At 51.9% G+C, this 22,719-nt stretch carries 32 protein-coding genes and 1 other RNA gene; 13 read left to right on the top strand and 20 right to left on the bottom strand.

Going from position 1 to position 22,719, the window contains the following annotated elements:
* Nucleotides 1–59: 59 nt before the first annotated feature.
* Both rpoH and DG177_RS03010 read right to left on the bottom strand, forming a co-directional pair.
* Nucleotides 60–968 (bottom strand): RNA polymerase sigma factor RpoH, encoded by a 909-nt coding sequence (rpoH, locus tag DG177_RS03015; RefSeq protein WP_108810144.1) that lies wholly within the window; start codon nucleotides 966–968, stop codon nucleotides 60–62.
* 74 nt (nucleotides 969–1,042) lie between these two features.
* A complete protein-coding gene (locus DG177_RS03010) occupies nucleotides 1,043–1,996 on the bottom strand; it encodes an RluA family pseudouridine synthase (RefSeq protein WP_108810143.1) in 954 nt (317 codons plus the stop codon).
* Nucleotides 1,997–2,012: 16 nt separating this feature from the next.
* Between DG177_RS03010 and DG177_RS03005 the strand changes: the two genes are divergently transcribed.
* The 6 genes from DG177_RS03005 (at nucleotide 2,013) to DG177_RS02980 (ending at nucleotide 5,761) form a co-directional block, all read left to right on the top strand.
* Complete coding sequence (locus tag DG177_RS03005; protein ID WP_108810142.1) at nucleotides 2,013–2,444, top strand: Mov34/MPN/PAD-1 family protein; 432 nt, start codon at nucleotides 2,013–2,015, stop codon at nucleotides 2,442–2,444.
* A gap of 27 nt (nucleotides 2,445–2,471) precedes the next feature.
* Nucleotides 2,472–3,110 (top strand): histidine phosphotransferase family protein, encoded by a 639-nt coding sequence (locus tag DG177_RS03000; protein ID WP_108810141.1) that lies wholly within the window; start codon nucleotides 2,472–2,474, stop codon nucleotides 3,108–3,110.
* 35 nt (nucleotides 3,111–3,145) lie between these two features.
* Nucleotides 3,146–3,832 carry an N-acetylmuramoyl-L-alanine amidase gene (locus tag DG177_RS02995; protein WP_443216429.1) on the top strand — a complete coding sequence of 229 codons (687 nt, stop codon included), beginning with the start codon at nucleotides 3,146–3,148 and terminating at the stop codon, nucleotides 3,830–3,832.
* Between the two features lie 6 nt (nucleotides 3,833–3,838).
* Nucleotides 3,839–4,291, top strand: an RNA gene (rnpB, locus tag DG177_RS02990) — RNase P RNA component class A.
* Between the two features lie 216 nt (nucleotides 4,292–4,507).
* Nucleotides 4,508–5,140, top strand: coding sequence for a glutathione S-transferase N-terminal domain-containing protein (locus DG177_RS02985; protein ID WP_108810139.1), 633 nt, complete (start codon nucleotides 4,508–4,510; stop codon nucleotides 5,138–5,140).
* 84 nt (nucleotides 5,141–5,224) lie between these two features.
* On the top strand, nucleotides 5,225–5,761 hold the full coding sequence (locus tag DG177_RS02980) for a DnaJ domain-containing protein (RefSeq protein ID WP_108810138.1): 537 nt from the start codon (nucleotides 5,225–5,227) through the stop codon (nucleotides 5,759–5,761).
* Here the strand turns inward: DG177_RS02980 and DG177_RS02975 are convergent.
* From DG177_RS02975 to DG177_RS02920, 12 genes are all read right to left on the bottom strand, one after another.
* Entirely contained in the window at nucleotides 5,758–6,168 is a 411-nt protein-coding gene (locus DG177_RS02975; RefSeq protein ID WP_108810137.1) for a SecDF P1 head subdomain-containing protein, read from the bottom strand. The genes DG177_RS02980 and DG177_RS02975 overlap by 4 nt on opposite strands.
* Nucleotides 6,165–6,572, bottom strand: a complete 408-nt coding sequence (locus tag DG177_RS02970) for a SufE family protein (protein WP_108810136.1) — start codon at nucleotides 6,570–6,572, stop codon at nucleotides 6,165–6,167. The genes DG177_RS02975 and DG177_RS02970 overlap by 4 nt, the downstream gene beginning before the upstream one ends.
* A gap of 55 nt (nucleotides 6,573–6,627) precedes the next feature.
* Nucleotides 6,628–6,858: a hypothetical protein gene (locus DG177_RS02965; protein WP_108810135.1), complete on the bottom strand. Its 231-nt coding sequence runs from the start codon at nucleotides 6,856–6,858 to the stop codon at nucleotides 6,628–6,630.
* 42 nt (nucleotides 6,859–6,900) lie between these two features.
* On the bottom strand, nucleotides 6,901–7,161 hold the full coding sequence (locus DG177_RS02960) for a hypothetical protein (protein WP_108810134.1): 261 nt from the start codon (nucleotides 7,159–7,161) through the stop codon (nucleotides 6,901–6,903).
* A 29-nt stretch (nucleotides 7,162–7,190) separates the two neighbouring features.
* On the bottom strand, nucleotides 7,191–7,457 hold the full coding sequence (locus tag DG177_RS02955; protein ID WP_108810133.1) for a hypothetical protein: 267 nt from the start codon (nucleotides 7,455–7,457) through the stop codon (nucleotides 7,191–7,193).
* Nucleotides 7,457–7,717, bottom strand: a complete 261-nt coding sequence (locus DG177_RS02950) for a hypothetical protein (protein WP_108810132.1) — start codon at nucleotides 7,715–7,717, stop codon at nucleotides 7,457–7,459. The genes DG177_RS02955 and DG177_RS02950 overlap by 1 nt, the downstream gene beginning before the upstream one ends.
* A 10-nt stretch (nucleotides 7,718–7,727) precedes the next feature.
* Nucleotides 7,728–8,054 (bottom strand): hypothetical protein, encoded by a 327-nt coding sequence (locus tag DG177_RS02945; RefSeq protein ID WP_337658464.1) that lies wholly within the window; start codon nucleotides 8,052–8,054, stop codon nucleotides 7,728–7,730.
* Nucleotides 8,054–8,353, bottom strand: coding sequence for a hypothetical protein (locus DG177_RS02940; RefSeq protein WP_108810131.1), 300 nt, complete (start codon nucleotides 8,351–8,353; stop codon nucleotides 8,054–8,056). Before DG177_RS02940 ends, DG177_RS02945 begins: the two co-directional genes overlap by 1 nt.
* A 30-nt stretch (nucleotides 8,354–8,383) precedes the next feature.
* On the bottom strand, nucleotides 8,384–8,764 hold the full coding sequence (gene pspC / locus DG177_RS02935; protein ID WP_108810130.1) for an envelope stress response membrane protein PspC: 381 nt from the start codon (nucleotides 8,762–8,764) through the stop codon (nucleotides 8,384–8,386).
* A 2-nt stretch (nucleotides 8,765–8,766) separates the two neighbouring features.
* Entirely contained in the window at nucleotides 8,767–9,066 is a 300-nt protein-coding gene (gene pspB, locus DG177_RS02930; protein WP_108810129.1) for an envelope stress response membrane protein PspB, read from the bottom strand.
* The gene (pspA, locus tag DG177_RS02925) at nucleotides 9,066–9,737 is read right to left on the bottom strand and encodes a phage shock protein PspA (RefSeq protein WP_108810128.1); all 672 of its coding nucleotides are present in this window, start codon (nucleotides 9,735–9,737) and stop codon (nucleotides 9,066–9,068) included. Before pspA ends, pspB begins: the two co-directional genes overlap by 1 nt.
* A gap of 149 nt (nucleotides 9,738–9,886) precedes the next feature.
* Nucleotides 9,887–10,039, bottom strand: a complete 153-nt coding sequence (locus tag DG177_RS02920; RefSeq protein ID WP_337658463.1) for a hypothetical protein — start codon at nucleotides 10,037–10,039, stop codon at nucleotides 9,887–9,889.
* A 197-nt stretch (nucleotides 10,040–10,236) separates the two neighbouring features.
* Here DG177_RS02920 and pspF point away from each other — a divergent pair, with 197 nt between their 5' ends.
* On the top strand, nucleotides 10,237–11,292 hold the full coding sequence (pspF, locus tag DG177_RS02915; protein ID WP_108812736.1) for a phage shock protein operon transcriptional activator: 1,056 nt from the start codon (nucleotides 10,237–10,239) through the stop codon (nucleotides 11,290–11,292).
* 102 nt (nucleotides 11,293–11,394) lie between these two features.
* Complete coding sequence (locus tag DG177_RS02910; protein WP_108810126.1) at nucleotides 11,395–12,753, top strand: acyltransferase family protein; 1,359 nt, start codon at nucleotides 11,395–11,397, stop codon at nucleotides 12,751–12,753.
* Nucleotides 12,754–12,836: 83 nt separating this feature from the next.
* On the opposite strand, the gene DG177_RS02905 is transcribed toward DG177_RS02910, so the two are convergent.
* A complete protein-coding gene (locus tag DG177_RS02905; RefSeq protein ID WP_108810125.1) occupies nucleotides 12,837–13,403 on the bottom strand; it encodes a urate hydroxylase PuuD in 567 nt (188 codons plus the stop codon).
* Nucleotides 13,404–13,579: 176 nt separating this feature from the next.
* On the opposite strand from DG177_RS02905, the gene DG177_RS02900 reads away from it, so the two are divergent.
* A complete protein-coding gene (locus DG177_RS02900; protein ID WP_108810124.1) occupies nucleotides 13,580–14,185 on the top strand; it encodes a Fe-Mn family superoxide dismutase in 606 nt (201 codons plus the stop codon).
* Nucleotides 14,186–14,238: 53 nt separating this feature from the next.
* Here DG177_RS02900 and ispZ read toward each other — a convergent pair whose 3' ends face one another.
* The 5 genes from ispZ to DG177_RS02875 form a co-directional block, all read right to left on the bottom strand.
* A complete protein-coding gene (gene ispZ / locus DG177_RS02895) occupies nucleotides 14,239–14,853 on the bottom strand; it encodes a septation protein IspZ (RefSeq protein ID WP_108810123.1) in 615 nt (204 codons plus the stop codon).
* Entirely contained in the window at nucleotides 14,850–15,779 is a 930-nt protein-coding gene (gene ftsY / locus DG177_RS02890; protein ID WP_108810122.1) for a signal recognition particle-docking protein FtsY, read from the bottom strand. The genes ispZ and ftsY overlap by 4 nt, the downstream gene beginning before the upstream one ends.
* Entirely contained in the window at nucleotides 15,776–17,041 is a 1,266-nt protein-coding gene (gene mtaB / locus DG177_RS02885) for a tRNA (N(6)-L-threonylcarbamoyladenosine(37)-C(2))-methylthiotransferase MtaB (protein ID WP_108810121.1), read from the bottom strand. The genes ftsY and mtaB overlap by 4 nt, the downstream gene beginning before the upstream one ends.
* Nucleotides 17,038–17,856, bottom strand: coding sequence for a diaminopimelate epimerase (gene dapF, locus DG177_RS02880; RefSeq protein WP_108810120.1), 819 nt, complete (start codon nucleotides 17,854–17,856; stop codon nucleotides 17,038–17,040). Before dapF ends, mtaB begins: the two co-directional genes overlap by 4 nt.
* A 73-nt stretch (nucleotides 17,857–17,929) precedes the next feature.
* Complete coding sequence (locus tag DG177_RS02875) at nucleotides 17,930–19,582, bottom strand: EAL domain-containing protein (protein ID WP_108812735.1); 1,653 nt, start codon at nucleotides 19,580–19,582, stop codon at nucleotides 17,930–17,932.
* A 291-nt stretch (nucleotides 19,583–19,873) separates the two neighbouring features.
* Between DG177_RS02875 and ffh the strand changes: the two genes are divergently transcribed.
* Genes ffh through DG177_RS02855 form a run of 4 tightly spaced genes read left to right on the top strand, consistent with a single transcriptional unit; the run spans nucleotide 19,874 to nucleotide 22,717 of the window.
* Nucleotides 19,874–21,337, top strand: a complete 1,464-nt coding sequence (ffh, locus tag DG177_RS02870) for a signal recognition particle protein (RefSeq protein ID WP_108810119.1) — start codon at nucleotides 19,874–19,876, stop codon at nucleotides 21,335–21,337.
* A 43-nt stretch (nucleotides 21,338–21,380) separates the two neighbouring features.
* Nucleotides 21,381–21,938 (top strand): 30S ribosomal protein S16, encoded by a 558-nt coding sequence (gene rpsP / locus DG177_RS02865; protein ID WP_108810118.1) that lies wholly within the window; start codon nucleotides 21,381–21,383, stop codon nucleotides 21,936–21,938.
* A gap of 3 nt (nucleotides 21,939–21,941) precedes the next feature.
* Nucleotides 21,942–22,430 (top strand): ribosome maturation factor RimM, encoded by a 489-nt coding sequence (gene rimM / locus DG177_RS02860; protein WP_108810117.1) that lies wholly within the window; start codon nucleotides 21,942–21,944, stop codon nucleotides 22,428–22,430.
* On the top strand, nucleotides 22,427–22,717 hold the full coding sequence (locus DG177_RS02855; protein WP_108810116.1) for a hypothetical protein: 291 nt from the start codon (nucleotides 22,427–22,429) through the stop codon (nucleotides 22,715–22,717). The genes rimM and DG177_RS02855 overlap by 4 nt, the downstream gene beginning before the upstream one ends.
* Nucleotides 22,718–22,719: the final 2 nt, after the last annotated feature.

Raw genomic sequence — 22,719 nt, 5'->3', positions numbered from 1 at the left:
CGAAAACAAATGCTGTTTCGGGGCGCCTAAAACTTTAGAGTGATTGACAGGTTTAGGAATCAACCTGCTGCAAGAAGCTGTTTTTCCCCAGCGATACGCAGCATCGCTTTTTGCAGTTTTTCAAACGCGCGGACTTCTATCTGCCGAATCCGTTCACGGCTGACTTCATAAACCTTGCTCAGGTCTTCCAGCGTCTTGGGTTCTTCCGACAAGCGACGCTCAGCAAGAATATGCTGTTCGCGTTCGTTAAGCGATTCCATCGCCTCGGTTAGCATGTCGTGACGGAAATCGGCTTCCTGTGCGTCAGCAATCTGCTGATCATGCAATGGGCCATCATCTTCCAATGTATCCTGCCACTGGCCGCCATCACCATCTTCTGACAATGGCACGTTCAACGATGCATCGCCACCCATGGACATGCGGCGGTTCATATTCACCACTTCATGCTCGGCCACGCCAAGATCGGTCGAGATCTTGTTCACGTCTTCCGGGGACAAGTCGCCATCTTCAAACGCCTCAAGATTGTTTTTCATCCGACGCAGGTTGAAGAAAAGCTTCTTCTGTGCGGCGGTTGTACCCATTTTTACGAGACTCCAGCTGCGCAACACATATTCCTGTATCGACGCGCGGATCCACCACATGGCGTAGGTAGCCAGGCGGAAACCTCTATCGGGTTCAAATTTCTTCACGCCCTGCATCAGACCGACATTGCCTTCGGAAATCAGGTCCGAGACGGGCAGGCCATAGCCGCGAAAGCCCATGGCGATTTTAGCCACGAGTCGCAGGTGGGACGTTACAAGCTGAGCAGCTGCTTCCTGATCTTTATGTTCAGAATAGCGTTTCGCCAGCATATATTCTTGTTCGGGTTTCAATAACGGAAATTTACGGACTTCCGAAAGATAACGGTTCAGGCTCGCGTCCCCCCCTAAGGCAGGGATTTTTGCCGGAACATTGCTATTATTAGCCATTTTTGTTCCTTCTCTGGTTTGCCGCCGGGCCTCATCAAGCACCCATTGGTCTCATTCCATATAGTATCTAATATCTATACACGCAACTTACTGAATAGTTCCTGCATATCGGGTGGAAAGTTACAGTTAAATAACAATTTTCTTCCCGTTATGGGGTGAACAAATCCAAGGATAGCAGCATGTAGCGCCTGACGGCAAAATCGAATATCTTTTCTGCCGGAAAGCAATGATTTTCGACGAGTACCATATAGCGGATCGCCGATAAGACTATACCCGATATGGGACATATGGACCCGGACCTGATGGGTCCGCCCGGTTTCCAGCATACATTCCACCAAAGTGGCGCCGTTTAGCGGTTCCTTGGTCGTATAATGGGTGATTGCTGTCTTTCCCTTGTCATCACCGACGACAGCCATTTTCTTGCGATCTGTATTGCTGCGACCAATATTGCCCTCAATCGTCGCCGATGGCGGATTAGGGCGACCATTGCAGATAGCGAGATAGCGGCGTTCGATATCATGCGCGGCAAATAAAGCGGTCAGCCCCTGATGGGCTTTGTCGGTTTTGGCGGCGACCATCAATCCGGATGTATCCTTATCGATCCGATGGACGATGCCAGGCCGCGTGACACCTCCAATGCCAGACAATTGCCCTTTGCAATGATGGAGCAGGGCGTTGACCAATGTCCCGTCAGCATGGCCCGCAGCCGGATGAACAACCAAACCTGCCGGTTTATTGACGACAATCAGGTGATCATCCTCAAAAACCACGTCGAGCGGTATATTTTGGGCTTGTGCAGGGCCTTCGATTGGGGCTGGCACAGTCAGCGCGAACGTCTTACCGGCACATTTTTTTGAGGCAGGATCGGTGCAGGTCGTTCCGTCTATCAACAAATTGCCGCCAGTGATCAGATTTTTGATCCGCTCGCGGGAAAGGTCATCGAGAAAGCCCGCCAAGGCGGCATCAAGCCGCTGTTTCTTGTCGGTTTCAGGCACGATGCCGGATTTTATGGATTGCCCCGCTGTCATCGCCTAGATGTGGGCTATGAAACTGGCCATATCAAGCGCGATATTGAACGATTTGCAGCAACTTGCCCGTGAAATGGCTCCGGAGGAAGCTTGTGGGCTGTTATTTGGCAATAATGGGACAGTTTTGAGCGCGAAGACCACGAAAAATGTAGCCGGAAATCGACTGCACCATTTTGAAATAGATCCTGTTGATCTGATCGCGGCCGAACGGGCGATGCGCGATCATGGCCCTGAAATCATCGGCTATTTTCATTCCCACCCGTCCGGGGAGGTCGTGCCATCAAAAACCGATGCTGCCATGGCTGCGCCCGATGGCCGGATATGGCTGATCATCAATGGTCATGACGCGGCAGCCTGGCAGTCCGTTGAAAATGGTCAAATATATAGCCGCTTTGATCCAATCACCCTTGATTGCCAAAGCACAAAGGGCCAAACAGCGGACAATTGATATTTCACAAATTAAAGGTTCATTTTCATGTCTCAATCCGGTGTCGATCTTGCAGCATTGCTTTGTTCGAAATTATGTCATGACCTGCTGAGCCCAGTCGGCGCCATAAATAACGGTCTTGAGTTGCTGGAAGATGAAACGGACCCGGAAATGCGGGATCGCTGCCTTGATCTGCTTGCCGATAGCGCGAGAGCATCAGCGGACAAACTAAAATATTTCCGACTGGCCTTTGGAGCTGCAGGCGGTTTTGGTGATGAAGTTGATCCTGGGGAAGCGAAACAACTGGTCGAAAGTCTGGTCGGTGATCAAGGTAAAATCACGCTGGGTTGGGCCGTTCAAAGCGCCACACTACCGAAAAAGGCGATCAAGATTCTTTTGAACCTTGCTCTTATTGCCCGTGAAGCTTTGGTTCGCGGCGGGCAATTGGATGTCGGTGCTGAGCATGGTGACAATGGGATCGAAGTGGTTGTTCGCGCTGAAGGCGCAAAAATTGCGTTGGATGACGGTATTCGTGCAGCACTTGAAGGCACTTTGCCGCAATCTGAGCTGAGCGCCCGTACGGCCGCTGCCTGGATGTCTCGCGAATTGTCCTGCGAAAATGGTGGGGATCTGCGGGTATCGCCAGCTTCTGATACAGAATTGTTGCTAGGCGCGATAGTCGCCTGATCGGGCATGATAGAGGAAGGGCATTGATGATGGATATGATCTGGACGCCTTCTCCCAATTTTGATGTGCGCAAGTTGCCGATCAGCATATTGGTCATGCACTATACCGGCATGAAGGACGCCGCCTCGGCGATAAACTGGCTTGCTAATCCTGATGCAAAGGTTTCGGCCCACTATGTCGTGACCGAGGACGGTCAGATCGTGAATATGGTCAAGGAAGATAATCGTGCATGGCACGCCGGACGCGGCTATTGGCGCGGGATTGAAGATGTGAATAGCGCCAGCATTGGCATTGAGATCGTCAATCCGGGCCATGAATGGGGCTATGTGCCGTTTCCGGAAGAGCAGATGGACTCGGTAACGCGGCTCGCGCATGATATTGTCAAACGGCACGACATTGTGCCTTCCAATGTCATCGGTCATAGCGATCTCGCGCCGGCACGTAAGCTGGACCCAGGAGAGCTGTTTGATTGGGACAGGTTAGCAAGGCACGGTATTGCGCTGAAAAAACCATCCTTAAATCGGGGTGAGCCACCTTGGACCGATGGCGGTTTCATGCTGGCCCTGGAACGATTTGGTTATGATATTACAGCTGCAGAAGATGCAGTGCGCGCTTTCCAGCGCCGTTTTCGTCCGAAAAATGTCGATGGTGTCATTGATGGCGAATGCCGAACATTGCTATTGTCTTTAATGCTCGACAGAGAGCGTGGAATCACTAAATAGAGCGCACCAGAGGGTCGGCCAGTCGCCTGCCTTCGCTAAAGCTATGGCAGGCAGGCTCCGCAATTATTTGCATTACGGGCTCGCCCGCCGAAGCCTTGGCGAAGGTGGGAGGAAAGTCCGGGCTCCACGATTTAAAGGTGCCGGATAACGTCCGGCGGGCAGGGGAGAGATCGCCTGTTCAGGGACAGTGCAACAGAAAGTAGGTCGCGCCGGCTTTGGCCTAATGCTTCGGCAGCGTGACGTTGAAAGGGTGCGGTAAGAGCGCACCGCGGATCTGGCAACAGATCTGGCACGGTAAACCCCACCTGGAGCAAAACCAAATAGGGGCGGCATATGGCTATTTCGGCCTGCAGCCCGGGTTGGTTGCTAGAGCGGCGCAGCAATGCACCGTCGAGATGAATGACTGGCTATTCCTTGAAAGAGGATGGACAGAACCCGGCTTACAGACCCTCTGGTATTCTCGGCCTAAACGCCATTTTGATGGAAATTGAACGTTGGTATTAGTTTTGAAGCAGTAAAACCTGCTTGAAACTAATGACCGCTTTATCCCGAAAGCGGACATTAGCTTTGGCGACGTTGAGCGGCGACAATGGGTGATGAGCGGACCAGAAGTGCGGACTTCCGTTGCTATTACTCAAGTTGCAGGGATCAGAATTATCTGTAGTGTCAGCTGATATGGAAACGGAACTGCACGGTTTTAGCTACAGCGTATACACTTGGATTGTTCGCTTTGCGCTTTTTGAAAAGGGAGCGGAATACAGTGCTGTCGAGGTTAATCCTTTTTCCGAGACAGGCCATCCCGCTCATCCATTTGGGAAGGTTCCGCTTCTGGTTCACAATGGATTTCGTGTTTACGAGACGAGTGCTATTACGCGTTTCATAGATTCTGCATTTTCTGGACCGCAGCTCCAACCCGTGGATACGCAAGAGCGCGCTCGATCTGATCAAATTATCAGCGTTGTTGATAACTATGCGTATTGGCCTTTGGTCAGGCGCGTTTCCAGTCAAGGCTATTTGAACAAGGCATTGGGATCAGGGGTTGATCAGTCAGAGTTAGAGGCGGGTTTGAATGCAGCTCCAAAGGTTCTCTCCGCACTAAACGACTTGGTCTCAGATCAAGGGCTTCTCAAAACGGGCTTGCTTTCTCTGTCGGATATTCATTTGGGACCTATGATATCCTACTTTCAGATGGCTCCCGAAGGCGCAAAATTGCTCCAATCTTATCCTCAACTATTTCGGTGGTGGAATGCCATATCCGTTCAGCAAGGACTCGAGCAATCCAAACCCAAACTACCTCGTTTGGGTTGAAATTCAATGTCCGCTTTTGCGCCCAAAGCGGACATCAAAAAATTACCGCTGGCAGTGATCCCGTAGCCTTGCTAAAAGTCGCATATGCCAAAAGCAAAACGATCTGATAACTGGGGTTTTCCCCGCTGGGGCAGCTATGAAAGCTCGCGTGAAGCTGAGCAGGTGAAGATTTGTGACCGGCATGGTTGTAACGAAGCAGGCAATTGCCCTGCGCCCAAATCACCCAATAGTCCTGATCGCTGGTATTTCTGTGAAAAACACGCGGCGGAATATAATCGTGGCTGGGATTATTTCGAAGGCCTCGACAAGGAAGAGCGCGCGAAGCGTGAAGCGGATGAGCAGCGCGATGCCAATGCCTATCAGGAAGCAAAACATTACAGCTGGATGGGATCCGGCGATGGCAGCCGCTCGCGCGACGAGATGACCGCACTGGAAATATTTGATCTGACGCCTGATGTGGATTTTGAAGCTGTGAAAAAGGCCTGGCGGGCTATGGCCAAGGAATATCATCCCGATGTTAACCCGGGCGATGAAGAGGCAGCGAAAAAGTTTCAGGCAGCGCAAGCGGCTTTTGATGTGTTGAAAATTGCCGAAGAGCGGCGCGTTTGGAAACCGGTTTAAGGGTCCTCCGCTGCTCCCTTATTTTTGTTCATTTGAATTTGTAAATCTGTAGCTTCTTCGATCGTAAATGCGCCAGATATCTGGGCTGCGCGCCCATAAATATATTCATTCAATATTGGTACGCTCAACAAACGGCCTTCGAAGCAGAGAGCAAATCTTTTGCCGAGGCGGCCTTTTTGGACGGAGGCAAATTTATCATAGCCGGTTTCTGAGAAAACGATATTGAGCACCGGCTCGTTACTATAGGAACCAAAGCCGACCGCGGCAGAACTGATGTCAGAAGCGGTAAGGCGCAACTCGTAATTCTGCATGGGCTGTCCGGAACAATCATGCTCATAACCGGGTTCGACGGCTTCCACATCTTGAGCATCAGGCGTAGTAATGTGAAGCAGAGCGGCCCAAATCATGCCTGATATCGCTCTGCTGTTTCATTGATTAGTGCGATCATGTTCGGAATACCCTGGGTGCGATTGGAACTGAGCTGGTTTTTCAAATCAAACGGTGCCAGTTTTTCGGCAATATCCGTTTTCAAAACGGCATCAATCGGTTGATCCTGAACGGTTTCGAGGACCAATGCGATAATGCCCTTGGTAATCGCGGCATTGCTGTCTGCCAGAAAGTGCAGTCGCCCATCATCCTGGTTTGTCGGATAGACCCAGACCGAAGCGGAGCATCCGCGTACCAGTGTTGCGTCGGTTTTGAGGGCATCCGGCATGGGTTCCAGCTCTTTGCCCAGATCAATCAGAAGCCGGTATCGGTCATCAGCTTCCAGAAATTCATATTCTTCTACAAGATCGTCAAATTTGCTCATCCTCGCCCGCTAGCAGGGCAGGGGATTCGCGTCATCCCTTTTTAGGGGCTGGTTGTTAAAGCTCCACTCCGGCAGCAATGGCTTCCAGCTTGCGGATGCGTTCCTTGAGGTCTGCGACCTCAATTCGCGATGTTGCGCTAGGGGGATTTTCTTCGCGTTGCTGCTCCAACTCCTTGGTTTTGAGCGCAATCCAGTCGCGCCATCCTCGCAAGGCGATAAGGGAAACCGCCGTTAATCCGATCAGGGTAAATGCAGCAGTCATCAGGTAAAAACTGGGTTCTGGCATGATGCTATCCTTCTTCTCTTCCTGCTTCCTTGAGGAACCGTCTTATTGGTCCCGCAATTTCTCAATTTCATTTTCGAGTTCGCGAGCGCCGCGATCATCGGTGGCGATTTTCTCCAGAACGGCAACGCGCTCCTTGAGATATTTGACTTCTTCGCGCAGTCGTCCGGCGTCGGGGTCGACCATTGTTACAGGGTTGCCTTCTTCGTCTGATGCAATGCCATGCTTGGCCTGAATGCGGGTGCTGACCACTTTTCCAACCGTGATGACGATGATGATGGCGACAACCATTTCAAACGGGTTCATTTATTCTATTCCCTCCAATTAAATCCGGCTCAACTGTCTTTCAGCTTCGCAATTTCACTTTCAAGTTCCCGCGCGCCGCGTTCATCGGTTACTATTTTCTCCAATGTGGCTACGCGCTCTTTCAGATATTTCATGTCTTCATTCATCCTCCGGCCGTCTTCACTTTCCGGCACATTTTTGCCGAGCAGCAGGAGCTCTTTCTGCTTGTCAACCATCTTGCTTTGGTGACGAGTCCATATCCACAGGCCGCCAAGGCCGAACGGGGCAAGAGGAATTAAATAACCAAGCCAGTCCATCAGTTCAGTTCCTTTACTTCTGGCTCATCGCGCAGGCTTTCAATTTGTCCGGCGACATCAAAGCCTTTGTCCGTGACAATCCGTTCCAGAACGCGAACCCGCTGCTCCAGTTGATTATTACTGACCGCATATTGAGCGGCCTTTTCGGCAGAAATCTTGGACTGCATCTTCAATATCTTCTGCTGATGACTGGTCCAGATCGCGAATACACCCACGCCAATGCCGGCAAAGGGGATCAATATGGCAATATATTCAATCATGTTGATCTCCTCAATTCTTCGGCGCGCGCAGGGCTTCGATTTCGTTTGTCAGCCGGTGGCTGTCATCGGTGACGATGCGCTCGACATTCGCAAGACGGTCTTTCATCGATCCAACTTCAGCACGCAGTTCGGCGTTTTCGTTGGTCAACAATTTGACCCGCTCAACCGCTTCCCGGTCTGTATTAGGATGGAGCGCATTGCCCCAACTGCCTTCCAGCGGATATCCGTTCTTAATGCGCATCCAGGTCGTCACTACCCAACCGGTAACTGCGATACCCGTAATTACGGCAGCGTAGGGCAGTATTTCGAGAATGAAGGCTGCTTTATCCGGTTCCATCAACCTTTCTCCCTTAAAGCTTCGATTTCATCCGCTGTTCGCTTGGCAGGATCGGTCGCGATCCGCTCCAATACGGCGAGGCGTTCTTGCAGTCGATCAATCTTGCCGACCAATTCTTCATTCTCATTGGAAAGCAATTCAATTTTGCGTTGAGAGTCTGGATTGCCTTTGTCGGTTGTTCCACCCCATTCATCTTCGAGCGGATAGCCATGCTTGGCTCTGATCCAGTTATTTATGATCCAGCCCGCATAACAGACGGCGATGATCGCGATAACAAATCCCGGTCCACCCCAATTCATAACTAATCTCCCTTAAATCTCTCGTATGTTCTAGCGCAGCTGCTCAATCTCGTTGGAGAGCGCGCTGTTGCTACTGGTGTAATATAGTTCCATGTCGGCGAGGCGGCGATCTATCTCGCGAAAGCGGGATTTGACATCACGTGCCGTGCGGCGTGGTGACTGACGGACGCCCTGCCAGAATTCCCGTTCCTCTTTGTCGCCATATAGTTCCATTGGTTTTGCATCAGCGGATTTTGCAGCAATCCAATAGGCGACCAGGGTCCAGGGAAAGGCGAAGGTTACGGTTGCTATAACGGCTGCCAGTCTGACCCATACGACGTTGATGCCTGTATAGTCTGATATTCCGGCGCAAACACCACTCCATTTGGCCTGTTGCTTATCAAGATAGAATTTCGTGCGGGTTGAAGTCATGATTAACGCCTCTCTTTTTTCAAAAGATTGTCGAAGTTTTCGAGTGTCGGTTTAGGATCGTTGCTAGCACCGGGAAGCGCGGCTTGACGCCATTCCGGATTGTCCGCCGCCATGATCCGTTCGATCGTTTCCATGCGGTCATCCAATTTGCGAGCCATGCTGTGTAGTTCATCCAGCAACTGCTCGTCTTCATTGGTAATTGTCGCGGCCGTCTTCCATTTGGTTACATAATGGAAGATGATCCAGGGCAGGCCGATAAACAGCATGCCTACAACAAATATCGGTACGAGTATGGCTTCCATTATTTGTCACCTTTCTTCATGGCAGCCTTCATGGCTTCCAGTTCATCATCAACTTTGTCGCTGCTTTCGAGCGCGGCAATCTGGTTTTCCAACGTCTCCGGTTCACCGCCCATTGTTAGCGCATCGGCTCGGCCTTCGGCCTGGTCCACCTGACGTTCAAGATATTCAAATTTCGAAAATGCATCATGAACTTTGTCGCCATTATACATTTCGCGGATTTTGTAGCGGTTTTCCGCACTTTCGAGCCGGTTAACCAGGCTGCTCTGGCGAGAGCGCGCTTCCTGCAGTTTCTTTTGCAGCTTGGCGATGTCGCCTTCCGAAGCGCGCAAGGCATCGTCTAACACCTGTATCTCTACCGTAAGCTGTTCTGCCATATCAGCGGCCTTGCGTTTTTCGATCAATGCCGCCTTGGCGAGATCTTCACGGCCTTTGGACAGTGCCAGTTGTGCTTTTTCATTCCAGTCCTCGGTGAGCTGGTTCAGCTTATCAATATGCCGACGCATTTCCTTTTGATCCGCAATGGTGCGGGCAGCAGAAGCGCGGACTTCAACAAGGGTTTCTTCCATTTCCAGGATGATCATACGGATCAGCTTGGATGGATCCTCCGCCTTATCGAGCATGTCTGTGACATTGGCAGCGATGATATCGCGTGTTCTTGAAAAAATACCCATGGTTAAACTCCGGTAGTTGCTAGCATTGTGCCTGGAATGGTTCGAACGTTCAGGCTGGTCTTCAGTAAAATCTACGTCTTCAATCTGGAAAGGTGGCCGGGACCGAACTTCGGCAAGGGGGAATGAAGGGGTCCCGGCCATTTCGCCTGTCACGCTTTATAGCTGACAGTTGGGGAAATTGTACCATCTTCTGAGATGGTCGGGCCTTGCGCTTCAGCAGGGCCAACGGCGCTGATCAAAATCGTCAGGCTGAACAACAAGACCGAAATGACGGCAGAAACGTCGGTTCTGCTCAAATTCATTGATTTGCCTGTTTTCGTAGTTGCTGACATTTTGTCCTCCGTTTGGTCGATTTACAGTCCCTCTCGGGTTCGTAACTAACATTGCAGGAGGCGTGCCAGTTTTATAAAGCATTGAAAAACAAAGATATTATAAAATTTTACCAAAATGAACATGGTATTAATTGCTATTTATTGGGAAAATGCACTATATGTTGGTCATGGAGCGCGAAAACCAATTTATCGGAGAGTCCGGAGCATTTCTAGATGCGGTGGAAAAAGCCAGCCGCGCGGCTGCTTTGGACCGTCCCGTCCTTGTTATCGGGGAGCGCGGCACAGGTAAAGAGCTGATCGCCGAACGGCTTCACCGCCTGAGTATGCGCTGGGATGGTCCGCTGGTTACATTAAACTGTGCAGCCATGCCCGAAACGTTGATCGAGGCGGAATTATTCGGCCATGAAGCTGGTGCCTTTACCGGTGCGACCAAGAACAGAGTGGGGCGTTTTGAGGAGGCGGATGGTGGCACATTGTTCCTCGACGAACTGGGAACCCTGTCTTCCGCTGCACAGGAGCGATTGCTTCGCGCAGTAGAATATGGTGAGATTACCCGAATAGGGTCCTCACGACCACAGCGGGTTGATGTTCGGATTGTCGCGGCAACCAATGCCGATTTACCCAAGATGGCTGAGGAAGGGAGTTTTCGAGCGGATTTGCTCGATCGCTTGTCTTTCGAGGTCGTTACGCTTCCACCGCTACGATATCGTGAGGGCGATGTTCCTGTCCTGGCGGATTATTTTGGACGTCGCATGGCCGCAGAGCTGGAATGGGAGCAATGGCCTGGTTTCGGTCAGTTGGCGTCGGAAGCCCTGGCCCGTCATGAATGGCCGGGCAATGTTCGCGAACTCCGCAACGTAATTGAAAGAGCTGTTTATCAATGGGGTGACTATAACCGTCCTGTTGACCATATCGTTTTCGATCCATTTGCGTCGCCATGGAAGCCGAAAGAAATGCCCTCGCGGCAATCTGAGCCAGTTGAAGCCAGTGTTGCACCCGAGAAAAGTGATGCGGAGCCCGCCCAACTATCTGCTCCTGCTCCTGCAGCACCGGTTTATTCATCCGTCGATGATATGAAAGAAGCTGTTGAAGCTTTCGAGAAACGCATATTAGAGGCCGCCTTGGCCAAGTCCCGCTATAACCAGCGACAGACCGCAAAATCCCTCAATTTAACCTACGACCAGCTACGCCATTCGCTCAAACGTCACGATTTGCTGGGCTAGAAATTATTAGCACTAAACGCATAGGGTGCCGTTAGTGGTTCTCTTGAACGGAATGCCACAAATCTTATCTAAGTTATGCGAAATTAAGGGGTATGAGGGCATATGAGTGAGCGCGGTGAGACGGCAACTAAACGGAATCTATGGACCCGCGCAAAGGATATGGCTCTCAAGGCTCCACCTGAACGCAATCGCTATGTCGACTTTCTGAGGGCCTTTTCAATCCTCGCAGTCGTGATCGGTCACTGGCTGGTTGCTGCACCCTATATTGAAGATGGCGTGGTACAGGGTGGGCATCTGCTGGGTATATTGCCCTGGACGCAATGGTTGACCTGGGGCTTTCAGGTCATGCCGGTATTTTTCCTTGTCGGTGGTTTTTCCCATGGGTTGTCCTGGTCCGCCAATTTGCGCAACAACGGCTCTTATGCAGGATGGTTTACGGGGCGTCTGCGTCGATTGATCAACCCGGTGCTGCCGCTTTTCCTGATCTGGACAATATTTGCCCTTTTCGGCACGGCTATGGGCGTGGATCGCAAGATCGTTGAACTCGCTGCACAACTGGCTTTGATCCCGGTTTGGTTTCTCGCGGTTTATCTGATGGTAGGGGCGGTTGTGCCTTATACCTATGCCCTGTGGAGGCGCTTTGGGATGGCATCATTCTGGGGCCTGGTCGCGGGTGCGATAGCTATTGATACGGTGACCTTTGCGCTGAATATGCCCTATGTGAATTTTGTGAACTTTGCCTTTATCTGGTTGGCGGTGCACCAATTGGGATATGCATGGAGCGAAGGATATTTTGCCAAGCCGGCCAAGGCCCTTATGTGGGGCATAGGCGGCTTGATAGCGCTCGGCCTGCTGGTCGGCTTTGGCCCATATCCCGTGGCCATGATCGGCGTACCGGGTGAACCGGTCAGTAACAGTATGCCGCCAACCATTGCCTTGTTGGCGCTTGGCATCGCGCAGACCGGACTGGTTCTCGCCTTGGAACCAATGGGCCGGCGGATGCTCGACAATATCAAAATTTGGACCGGCGTTGTCTTGCTGAACGGCATGATCATGACGACTTACCTCTGGCATTTGACGGCGTTTGTATTGGTGATGGTTGCGGCCTGGTTACTCGGCGGCGTCGGTCTGGAAGTGGCACCGGGCAGCGGAGCATGGTGGTTGGCACGACCAATTTGGTTTGCACTCTATATAGCCGCGTTGCTCCCGCTGATCATGATATTTGCAAAATATGAACAAGCCGGCACAGGCGGGCAGGGCGAGAGAGCAGATCTGCCTCACTGGCGCTTGATCATTGGCCTGCTGCTGGTTTGCGCCGGCCTTGCAGCAACGGCTGCAATTAGCATTGCCAGCCCGCTTGGCGTTACCGGTGTGCGACTATGGGTGGTGGCGATGCCTTTCATTGGTGCAGCGTTTATCGGCTTTGGTCCCGCTCACAAGCTGGCAAGGCGGCTAAAATAGCCTAGAAGCGCCGCCCGATTGCTCTTGAACAGATAAAAAAAGAGGGCCGTAAAGCCCTCTTTCCGTAACTATTTATGATCGAACTAACCGCCGAGATTGGCGTTCACCATGCAATAGAGCATCGGCAAGGACAGCAACGTATTTGTGCGTGAAGCGATCAATGCGATTTTGGCCGCAGACGCCTTTGCATCCGCATCCGCTTCCACAATACCCAAAACCTTTTTCTGGTTTGGCCAGATCAGAACCCAGACATTGAAGGCCATGATCAGTGCCATCCACATGCCAATACCGATCAACAGATAGCCTTCCTGCATCATCAGAGCCTGCTGCAGATAACCAGTCAGATGGGCGACAACCAATCCGGTTATGACTGTGAACAACGCCGCCCAGCGGAAGTAGAAGAGGGCGCTCGGTGCGATGTGTTTGGACACTGCCGGTTTGGCTTCGTCAGGAATATTAGGCATTTGCGGAACCTGGACGAAGTTGAAATAATAGAGCAAGCCGATCCAGAGTACGCCGAAAAATGTGTGCAGCCAACGGAACAGCCCATTAACCTGGTCGCCCAGTGGACCTATGCCGACAATTATCAATATGGCGAGGATCAAACCCACCACCATCACCAGATTCAGATTACCAAATAACTTCGCCATTACATTCTCCCCCAAGATTGGCCTTTAACAATAGCGCAATATTATGCCTTCAAGCCATTTATGTCACGGAAAAACGCTGTTACTTGCGCATATGCTCTAATGGACAGTTGCTCACGGAGCCGTTTTTTACCATATGCGCTGTCTGAAAGTCATTCTAACTATGGAGAAAATTCTCAATGTCCTTTGAACTTCCCCCGCTTCCTTATGCCAAAACCGCTTTTGGAGATCTGATCTCGGAAGCAACGTTCAACTATCATCACGGCAAACACCACAATGCTTATGTCACAAAAACCAATGGCGCGATCGAAGGTACTGATCATGCAGGTAAGAAATTATCAGAGATCATCAAGGCTGCTGATGGCGGATTGTTCAACAATGCCGCGCAGGTATGGAACCATAGCTTCTACTGGTTGTGCCTGAGCCCTGAGAAGAAAGATATGCCAGCAGAACTGAAAAGCCGTATTGAGGCAGACTTTGGTTCAGTTGAAGAGTTTAAAGAGAAATTCAAAGCCGAAGCGGTCGGGCACTTTGCCAGCGGTTGGGCATGGCTGGTGCTGAACGGCGACAAACTGGAAATTACCTCGCTGCATGACGCGGATAGTCCAGTTGCTCACGATATGAAGCCGCTTCTTACCATCGATGTGTGGGAGCATGCCTATTATCTCGATTACCAGAATGCCCGCCCTGATTATGTGTCGGCTTTGCTCGACAATGCAATCGACTGGGACTTTGTTGCTCAGAATCTCGATGGTGAAGGAGTAAGCCGCGCCGACCAAGGCTAGGGCTTTTCACAATTGACCAACACGAACCGCGCTCCACAAATGGGGCGCGGTTTTTATTTGGACGCTGCTTCCTCGGCTTCCTCATCTTGCCCGAGATCAAGTCCGTGCCGCATCAGCATCGGGACGTTGGCAATGGCAAAGATAAACGACAATATCGTGATGCCCCATACTTTCAGGGTGAGCCACAGATCAAAGCTAAGGGTCAATCGCATAGCCTCATTGAGCAGCGCCATACCGACAAAGAAGACCGCCCAGTTGCGCGACAGTTTCAGCCAACCTTCGTCCGAAAGTCCCTCATATGCGGCTTGCAGAAGATATTTGAGCATTGCTTTCCCCCGGAGCAGCCCGACACCCAATATAACCGCAAAGCCGGTGTAGATGATTGTCGGTTTGATCTGGATGAAACGCGGGTCATTAAAGTAGATAGTCAGCGCACCAAAACCGACCACAAGAACCGCTGACAGCCAAAGCATCGGCGATATTTTGCCGATCTTCCACTTTGAAATGATAACCGCGATCAGGATGGCAACCATGAAAGCCGCCGTCCCCGCGATGATACCAAAAAATTTGTAAGCCAGAAAAAATATCAGCAACGGCGCGAAATCAAGCGCGAAGCCCAAGCCCTTATTTTCCTTTTTCGGCTCTACGTTGATGACGTCATCACTCATTCTTCAATTCCTGCTATTGCTGCCGCCAGATCATTGGCGTCAAAGGGACGCAAATCTTCCATTGTTTCTCCAACACCAATCGCATGGATCGGCATTTCAAATTGCTTTGCCGCCGCAACCAGAACGCCGCCGCGTGCAGTGCCATCCAGTTTGGTCATGATCAGACCGGTGACTTTCGCCACTTCCTTGAACACTTCAATCTGGGACAAGGCATTTTGTCCTGTAGTTGCATCCAGAACCAGCACAACATCATGCGGGGCTTCGGGATTGAGACGTCCCAACACCCGGCGGATCTTGTCTAGTTCATCCATCAACTCAGTGCGGTTTTGGAGGCGTCCGGCTGTATCGACAATCAACACGTCAATGCCGGTCGCAGTCGCCTGCTTGACGCCTTCATAGACGATGCTGGCACTGTCGCCGCCTTCTTTACCGCTGATAATCGGAACGCCAAGCCGTTCGGCCCAGACTTTCAGCTGTCCGATGGCTGCGGCGCGAAAAGTATCGCCAGCGGCCAGCATCACGCCATAATCCTGCTCCAAAAACAGATGGGCCAGCTTGGCGATGGTCGTGGTCTTGCCTGAGCCATTGACACCAATAACCAAAATTACTTGTGGGCGGGGAAAGGCATCAATCTCGAGAGGTACCGCCACCGGTTCCAATATCTCGGCAATTTCAGACTGGATTATTTCACGAACCGCATGCTCGCTGAGGCCTTTTTCAAACCGCTCATTGGAGAGTTTTTCTCGGATTGAGGCCGCAGTCGCGGGCCCTAGATCAGAGATGATCAAAGCGTCTTCGATTTCATCCAGTGTCGCGTCATCAAGCTTGGCCTTGGTAACTAGCCCGGTCAAATTCTCAGTCAGGCGGCCCGATGTCTTGCTGAAACCGCCGAACAGGCGATCCTTCCACCCCGGTTTTTCACTCATATGATTTTTCTTCCGATCAGGTTCCGGCCATCCGACGCAATGACTTCCACGGGGATGATCTGGCCTTCTGGCATGGTTTCCTCAAAACTGATATGGGCAAAATTCTCGGCATAGCCGGCCTTGCCGTTGAGCTCACATAAGACATGTTGTCGAGAGCCAACAAGATTGTCACGCCAAGCCTGCGCCTTCTCAGCCACTTTTTGTCGCAATGCTTTGGCGCGCTGTTTGATCACGGTGCCGTCCACTTGTGGCATCTTTGCTGCTGGCGTGCCTTGGCGTGGTGAGTAAGGAAATATGTGACCGTGAATGACATCGCACTGGTCGATAATATCCAGACTATTGGTAAACATCGGGTCAGTTTCTGTCGGAAAGCCGGCTATAATATCTGCACCAATCGCGATTTCAGGACGCTTGTCCTTCAAACGGGCGACCAGTTCAATCGCCTGTTCCCGGCTGTGGCGGCGTTTCATCCGCTTGAGGATCATATTGTCGCCCGACTGTAGCGATAGATGCACATGTGGCATCATCCGTTTCTCACCAGTAAGAATATCAAACAGCCGCTCGTCAATCTCAACACCATCGACGGATGACAGCCGCAACCGTTTGAGACCTGGAACATGTTTCAAAACCCGTTCAACCAGTTGGCCGAGACTTGGATTGCCCGGCAGGTCGGGACCGTAGCTGGTCACGTCAACGCCGGTCAGAACAACCTCGTTAAAACCTTTGTCGACAAGTGCCTGAACCTGCTCAACAACCTGGCCAGCGGGAACAGAACGGCTGTTGCCGCGGCCGTAAGGAATGATACAAAAAGTGCAGCGATGGTCGCAGCCATTCTGTACTTCGACAAAGGCGCGGGATCGTTCGGCAAAGGCACTGACCATATGAGGCGCGGTTTCCTTGACCTGCATAATGTCAGAGACCCGGATATCCGGTTTGTTGGTATCTAGGCCGAATTTGAAATTATCCGCATCATATTTGTCGAAATTGCCTACCACACCGGATGTTTCGGGCATGGCATCAAACATCGCCGGATCAATCTGGGCCGCACAACCGGTGACGACGACCTTTTTGTCCGGATTATCACGCTTTGCACGCCGTATTGCTTGGCGGGTTTGCCGCACGGCTTCATTGGTAACCGCGCAACTATTGACGATGATCAGCTGGTCGGCATTCACTTTGGATGCAGCAAGGCTTTGCCGTATCGCTTCGCTTTCAGCAATATTGAGGCGGCATCCCATGCCGATAATGTCAGGGCCGCTCATCCGAAATCGTTCCAGTTTGCTTCGCCAGTAAAGACATAGCTTGTCGGGCCTTGCATCATGATCGGACCACCATCTTGCCAAGACAGGACCAATGTACCGCCAGGCAGATGTACGTTGACCGGACTTTCGACCAGCCCGCGCTTGATAGCTGCCACCGCTGTTGCACAAGCGCCGGTCCCGCAAGCGCGGGTCAGACCAACGCCGCGCTCCCAGACACGCAGATGGATATCGCCAGCTTTTATATGGGCAACATTGACATTCACCCGTTCCGGAAACAGGGGGTCGACCTCAATCATCGGGCCCAGCCGATCCAGTTCCACTGTCTCGCTATTTTCGACAAAGAATATGACATGTGGATTACCGACATTAACCGCAGACGGGTCCTGCAAGTCTTCCCAACCTACCGGCATATGAATCGTATCCATCGCATAGGCGAGGGGGATGGCATTCCAGTTAAAATTTGGCTCGCCCATATCGACAATCGCACCTTCATCGGTGACATTTCCCGATATCATGCCGCCACTGGTCTCAATCGATGTCCCGTCGCCTAGCAACTTCACAACGCATCGTGTTGCATTGCCACAGGCTTCGACTTCTCCGCCATCGGCATTATAGATTTGCATGCGCACATCAGCCTTGTCGGAAGACTTGAGAATGATGAGTTGATCGCAACCAATGCCGCTATGCCGATTGGCGATCGCGGTCGCCTTGGCCGGTGGCATGGTCAAATTGTCTGACAGATCAGACGCACGCGCATCGATAATGACAAAGTCATTGCCCAATCCATGCATCTTGTGAAATCGCCCGATAGTCATGTTGGGCGATTTAGGGATGACAGGGCGGCAAGTCCAGCAATAGAATTAGGCGATTGACCTGCCCAAAGCGTAATTATCCTGCTTTAAGCTGTGGTTGAGCGACAGGGGCTTCGACCGCGTCCTCGTCCTTGGCCACACCGGCGGGCTGCGCGGGCAGCAAATTGCGCTCCCCAAGCACTTTGCGCGCCTGTTCCGTCGATAGCGGACGACCGTAATGCCAGCCTTGTCCCTTGGAACAGCCGAGATTGCGTAATTCATTTTCAATGGCCTTATCTTCGATACCTTCGGCCGTAATCGGCATGCCAAGGCTTTCACCAAGGCCAGTAATGGCCTTGACGATGGCTGCGCTTTCCGGGTTTTCGAGGATGGAGGTCACGAAACTGCGGTCAATTTTGATCCGATCAAAGGGCAGGGCGCGCAAGTGGGCGAGTGAACTATACCCGGTACCAAAGTCATCCAGCGCAATGCGGATTCCCTGGTTTTTGAGACTGCCAACAATCGATTGCGCGAGGCTGAGATTCTCAAACAACGAGCTTTCGGTAATTTCGATCTCAAGCCGATTTGGTGGAAAACCGGTCTCAACCAGCAGCTTGACGATTTTCTGCGCAAGCCATGGGTCTAGCAGCTGTACCGGTGAAATGTTCACTGAAATTGTCAGGCTAGAATCCCAATGCTTGGCATCTTCAAAGGCCTGACGCATGACGCTCATGGAGAGATCGCCGATCATGCCGGTTTCTTCGGCAATCGGGATGAATATTTCTGGAGAAACAAGCCCCTGGGTTGGTGAATCCCAACGCGCAAGCATCTCAAATCCGGTCAACTTGCCGGTCGCCAGGTCGATCTGCTGTTCATAATAAGGCACGAATTCATCATTCGGAATGCCCTTGCGCATACCCGATTCAATCGTGTTACGCGTTTGCAGTTCCTGTTCCATCGACACATCAAACCAGCAGAAACGATTGCGTCCCTGTTTCTTGGCACTGTACATCGCGATATCGGCGCGGCGCATCAGAACATCGACGCCCTCCGATTCAAAGTCAAAGCGCGACATCCCGATAGACGTCGTCACCACGAGGTGATTGCTATTTTCGACAATGGGCATGGCGATACTGTCAATCAGATCATCGGCAATTCTATCAACCATTTCCGGCTGATCCGGATCGAAAATAAAGGCGCACGCAAATTCATCACCGCCCAGCCTTGCCAACAGATTATTCGGGGGAATAACCTCTGCGATCCGTGAAGCAACTTCTTTCAGGACAATGTCACCGGCGCTATGGCCATGCACATCATTAACAGTCTTGAAATTATCCAGATCGAGCATCAAAAAGGCTGTACTCTTGTTTTTGCGCTGCGCTGTGGCAATCATGTCCGTGGTTTTTTCGGTCAGTGTCCGGCGATTGAGAAATCCAGTCAAGGGATCGGTAACGGCGAGAGAATGCGCACGTTCTTCCGCTGCCGCGCGTTCAGTCACCTCTGCAGCAAGATCACGATAACGTCGCCAGCCGAACAGAATAAGCGCGATATTGAGGAGGAATGCTGAAACCAGCATCTTGTCGCTACCGCCGCCATATCCAGAGAGCGAGTCAATCGCTTCGTTGATGACGGTCCCGCCTGTGCCGACGAACATCAGGATTGCGAAGATGACGATGACACTGGTCACGACATCGCGCCGCGCCGAGATCGCATGCTTGTTAACGGACTTCACATTCTTAATAGCCGACATATTTTGCCCCATGACGGATTTCCCACAATATTTCAGCGTGCTTATTGCCAGAATAATCCTCAATTTCTGGTTAAGACTGCTTATATTAAGGAAAGTGTGGGGTTGCAGGAGCGAGCCAGATCGACTAGGGGCATCGCAAATAGCGACACAAATTGTGTTGCGGTTTCAGTTTCGAGTTAAAAAACTCACACGTCGGTCAGCGAGGTTTCGCCCACCGGCGTTTTTTGCGTTGCCCGGTTTTGGGTTTGTTTTAGGGCTGTTTTCAGCCGGTTTGAGAGAAAGGAAGACGCCATGTTTGACAAGTTAAGCGACCGGCTTGGCGGCGTCTTTGACAAGCTGCGTGGCCGCGGTGCACTGAAAGAGGAAGACGTCCGCGCAGCGATGCGCGAAGTGCGGATTGCATTGCTTGAAGCCGATGTTGCGCTGCCCGTCGTAAAGAATTTCGTTGAAAAGGTTACCGAACAGGCTGTTGGCCAATCGGTTCTCAAGTCGATCACGCCGGGCCAGCAAGTCGTAAAAATCGTCAATGATGGTCTGACAGATATGCTGGGTGCTGAAGTCAGCGGCCTTAGCCTGGCTGTTACACCGCCGGCAATCATCATGATGGTCGGTTTGCAGGGCTCCGGTAAAACGACAACCACGGCCAAGATCGCCAAACGTTTGAAAGACAAAGAGAATAAGAAGGTCATGATGGCCTCGCTCGACGTCAATCGTCCAGCGGCACAGGAACAATTGGCGGTACTGGGCGAGCAGATTAGTGCGGCAACGCTACCAATTGTTGAAGGCCAGCAGCCGGTTGAGATTGCCAAGCGCGCATTGCAGGCGGCAAAATTACAGGGTTTCGACGTTTTAATGCTCGATACCGCGGGTCGCTTGCACGTTGACCAGCAGTTGATGGACGAGATGAAGGCGGTTGCCGATGTCTCCAAACCACAAGAAACCTTGCTGGTTGTCGATGCGCTGACCGGTCAGGATGCAGTTAATGTGGCATCCAACTTCTCAGAGCAGGTTGATCTCAGTGGTGTGATCCTCACCCGGATGGATGGTGATGCCCGCGGTGGTGCTGCGCTTTCGATGCGGGCGGTTACCGGCAAGCCGATTAAATTTGTCGGTGTTGGCGAGAAAATTGACGCGCTGGAGGAATTTCATCCAGAACGCGTTGCTGGGCGCATATTGGGCATGGGCGATGTTGTCAGTTTGGTGGAAAAAGCCGCTGCGACGGTCGACAAAGAAGAATCCGAAGCGCTGGCCGAGAAAATGGCCAAGGGTCAGTTTGACCTGAATGACTTACGTTCACAGCTCCGTCAGATGACCAAAATGGGTGGTTTGGGTGCGCTGGCTTCAATGATGCCGGGCATGAAGAAAGCCAAGGCAGCGATGGCGGGCGGAGCAATGGATGACAAGGTTCTGGTGCGCATGGATGCGATTATCGGGTCGATGACCAAGCAAGAACGCATCCGTCCGGGCTTGCTCAACGCTAAACGCAAAGTACGCGTGGCCAAGGGTTCCGGCACAACAGTGCAGGATGTGAACAAGCTCCTGAAAATGCATCAGGAAATGTCCAAGGCAATGAAAAAGATCAAGAAAATGGGCGGCATGAAGGGCCTGATGTCGATGTTTGGCGGTGGTGGCGGTGCAGCTGGTGCTGGCATGGGCGGTCAAAATGGCGGCATGTCTGGCATGCCCGGCTTGCCGGATATGTCTCCCGGTGGATTGCCCCCTGATCTCGCGAATTTATTGAATAAGAATAAATAGTTTTAGAAATACCATTTATTAGATTGTTTTAGAAAGGTTTATTATGTCAGTAGCAATGAGAATGGCCCGTGGTGGCTCCAAGAAACGTCCTTATTACAAAATCGTGATTGCGGACATCCGCGCGCCACGGGACGGCAAGTTTATCGAACGTATCGGCAGCTACAACCCGCTCCTCGCCAAAGATGACGAAAAGCGTGTTGTTCTGGACGTTGATCGCGCGAAACATTGGTTGAGCGTTGGTGCCCAGCCTTCCGATCGCGTCTCGCGTTTCCTTGATGCCGCTGGATTGATGAAGCGCGAAGCGCGGAACAACCCGAACAAAGCGAAGCCGGGCGAAAAAGCAACCGAGCGCGCTGAAGAGAAAGCTGAAAAAGCGGCCGCTGCAGAAGAAGCTGCCAAAGAAGCCGCAGCCGCACCTGCTGAAGAAGCGCCAGCAGAAGAAGCTGCAGCAGAAACGCCTGCAGAAGAGGCCCCAGCGGCAGAAGAAGCAGCTGCTGAAGCCCCTGCTGAAGAAGCGAAAGCCGAAGAAGCACCTGCTGAAGAGGCTCCTGCAGAGGAAGCTAAGGCTGAAGAAGCTACCGAAGAAAAGTCCGAGGGTTAATCCTTGGCCGAAGTTGATCCGGACACGTCCGTCCCTCTCGCCGTCATTATCGGCGCGCACGGGGTGACGGGCGAGGTCCGGCTCAAACTTTTTTGCGAGGCTCTAGACAGTCTCAAGCAGCACAAAGCCTATAATGGTGGTGCCTTGACGCTGAAATCCGTCAAACCCCATAAAATGGGTGCGATTGCACGATTTACTGAAATTACAGACCGCAACGCAGCAGAGGCTGCGCGCGGCACGGAACTATCGGTTCCCCGTTCGTCACTGCCTGCGCTTGACGACGACGAATTCTACCATATCGACATTATCGGCCTACGCTGTGTCTCCGACAATGGCGAAGAACTAGGAAAAATCTTCGCCATCTATGAATTTGGCGCTGGCGACGTCATCGAAATCGAACGCGCCAGCGGCAAGAAATTCATGGTGCCCGTTGGTGCGATTGATATGCGAAGCGATCCGGCGATTGTCCTGTCGGACTTTGTGGAAGTGTGACCGGGCCGATTGTCTTTATCGCAATCGTCGTCTTGGTTGCGGCCTTGCCAGCTATAGCCGGTTGGAAACTTAGTCAAAAACGCGATCAGTTCGTGCGCATGGCCAGTACGATACTTGCAGGACAGCTTATTCTGACGCCTGGCATGGCATTGATCGCCTTTTCCGAAGATCGTGCCGGTGATGAAAACCCTCTGCAGACGGTTATTATATACGCTGCGATGGCGCTTATGATCTCGATTATGACTTTTGTGATCCTTGAGATTCGGAAGACGCGGCAAGACAAATGACC

It is taken from the genome of Sphingorhabdus sp. Alg231-15 (genome assembly GCF_900149705.1).
In the GTDB taxonomy this organism is placed as follows: Bacteria; Pseudomonadota; Alphaproteobacteria; order Sphingomonadales; family Sphingomonadaceae; genus Parasphingorhabdus.
This window is presented reverse-complemented; position numbering and strand designations above follow the sequence as displayed.

Coding starts and splice junctions, on each gene's coding strand:
- rpsP (WP_108810118.1), top strand. CDS start 21,381: ATGTCAGTAGCAATGAGAATGGCCCGTGGTGGCTCCAAGAAACGTCCT.
- DG177_RS03010 (WP_108810143.1), bottom strand. CDS start 1,996: ATGACAGCGGGGCAATCCATAAAATCCGGCATCGTGCCTGAAACCGAC.
- ftsY (WP_108810122.1), bottom strand. CDS start 15,779: ATGAGTGAAAAACCGGGGTGGAAGGATCGCCTGTTCGGCGGTTTCAGC.
- pspC (WP_108810130.1), bottom strand. CDS start 8,764: ATGACTTCAACCCGCACGAAATTCTATCTTGATAAGCAACAGGCCAAA.
- pspB (WP_108810129.1), bottom strand. CDS start 9,066: ATGGAAGCCATACTCGTACCGATATTTGTTGTAGGCATGCTGTTTATC.
- ispZ (WP_108810123.1), bottom strand. CDS start 14,853: ATGAGTGATGACGTCATCAACGTAGAGCCGAAAAAGGAAAATAAGGGC.
- DG177_RS02955 (WP_108810133.1), bottom strand. CDS start 7,457: ATGGACTGGCTTGGTTATTTAATTCCTCTTGCCCCGTTCGGCCTTGGC.
- DG177_RS02945 (WP_337658464.1), bottom strand. CDS start 8,054: ATGGAACCGGATAAAGCAGCCTTCATTCTCGAAATACTGCCCTACGCT.
- DG177_RS02980 (WP_108810138.1), top strand. CDS start 5,225: ATGCCAAAAGCAAAACGATCTGATAACTGGGGTTTTCCCCGCTGGGGC.
- DG177_RS02940 (WP_108810131.1), bottom strand. CDS start 8,353: ATGAATTGGGGTGGACCGGGATTTGTTATCGCGATCATCGCCGTCTGT.
- DG177_RS02910 (WP_108810126.1), top strand. CDS start 11,395: ATGAGTGAGCGCGGTGAGACGGCAACTAAACGGAATCTATGGACCCGC.
- pspA (WP_108810128.1), bottom strand. CDS start 9,737: ATGGGTATTTTTTCAAGAACACGCGATATCATCGCTGCCAATGTCACA.
- DG177_RS02965 (WP_108810135.1), bottom strand. CDS start 6,858: ATGCCAGAACCCAGTTTTTACCTGATGACTGCTGCATTTACCCTGATC.
- dapF (WP_108810120.1), bottom strand. CDS start 17,856: ATGACTATCGGGCGATTTCACAAGATGCATGGATTGGGCAATGACTTT.
- DG177_RS02970 (WP_108810136.1), bottom strand. CDS start 6,572: ATGAGCAAATTTGACGATCTTGTAGAAGAATATGAATTTCTGGAAGCT.
- DG177_RS02975 (WP_108810137.1), bottom strand. CDS start 6,168: ATGATTTGGGCCGCTCTGCTTCACATTACTACGCCTGATGCTCAAGAT.
- DG177_RS03005 (WP_108810142.1), top strand. CDS start 2,013: ATGAAACTGGCCATATCAAGCGCGATATTGAACGATTTGCAGCAACTT.
- DG177_RS02905 (WP_108810125.1), bottom strand. CDS start 13,403: ATGGCGAAGTTATTTGGTAATCTGAATCTGGTGATGGTGGTGGGTTTG.
- DG177_RS02950 (WP_108810132.1), bottom strand. CDS start 7,717: ATGATTGAATATATTGCCATATTGATCCCCTTTGCCGGCATTGGCGTG.
- DG177_RS02995 (WP_443216429.1), top strand. CDS start 3,146: ATGATCTGGACGCCTTCTCCCAATTTTGATGTGCGCAAGTTGCCGATC.
- pspF (WP_108812736.1), top strand. CDS start 10,237: ATGGAGCGCGAAAACCAATTTATCGGAGAGTCCGGAGCATTTCTAGAT.
- rpoH (WP_108810144.1), bottom strand. CDS start 968: ATGGCTAATAATAGCAATGTTCCGGCAAAAATCCCTGCCTTAGGGGGG.
- ffh (WP_108810119.1), top strand. CDS start 19,874: ATGTTTGACAAGTTAAGCGACCGGCTTGGCGGCGTCTTTGACAAGCTG.
- DG177_RS02875 (WP_108812735.1), bottom strand. CDS start 19,582: ATGTCGGCTATTAAGAATGTGAAGTCCGTTAACAAGCATGCGATCTCG.
- DG177_RS02985 (WP_108810139.1), top strand. CDS start 4,508: ATGGAAACGGAACTGCACGGTTTTAGCTACAGCGTATACACTTGGATT.
- mtaB (WP_108810121.1), bottom strand. CDS start 17,041: ATGAGCGGCCCTGACATTATCGGCATGGGATGCCGCCTCAATATTGCT.
- DG177_RS02920 (WP_337658463.1), bottom strand. CDS start 10,039: ATGAATTTGAGCAGAACCGACGTTTCTGCCGTCATTTCGGTCTTGTTG.
- DG177_RS03000 (WP_108810141.1), top strand. CDS start 2,472: ATGTCTCAATCCGGTGTCGATCTTGCAGCATTGCTTTGTTCGAAATTA.
- DG177_RS02900 (WP_108810124.1), top strand. CDS start 13,580: ATGTCCTTTGAACTTCCCCCGCTTCCTTATGCCAAAACCGCTTTTGGA.
- DG177_RS02960 (WP_108810134.1), bottom strand. CDS start 7,161: ATGAACCCGTTTGAAATGGTTGTCGCCATCATCATCGTCATCACGGTT.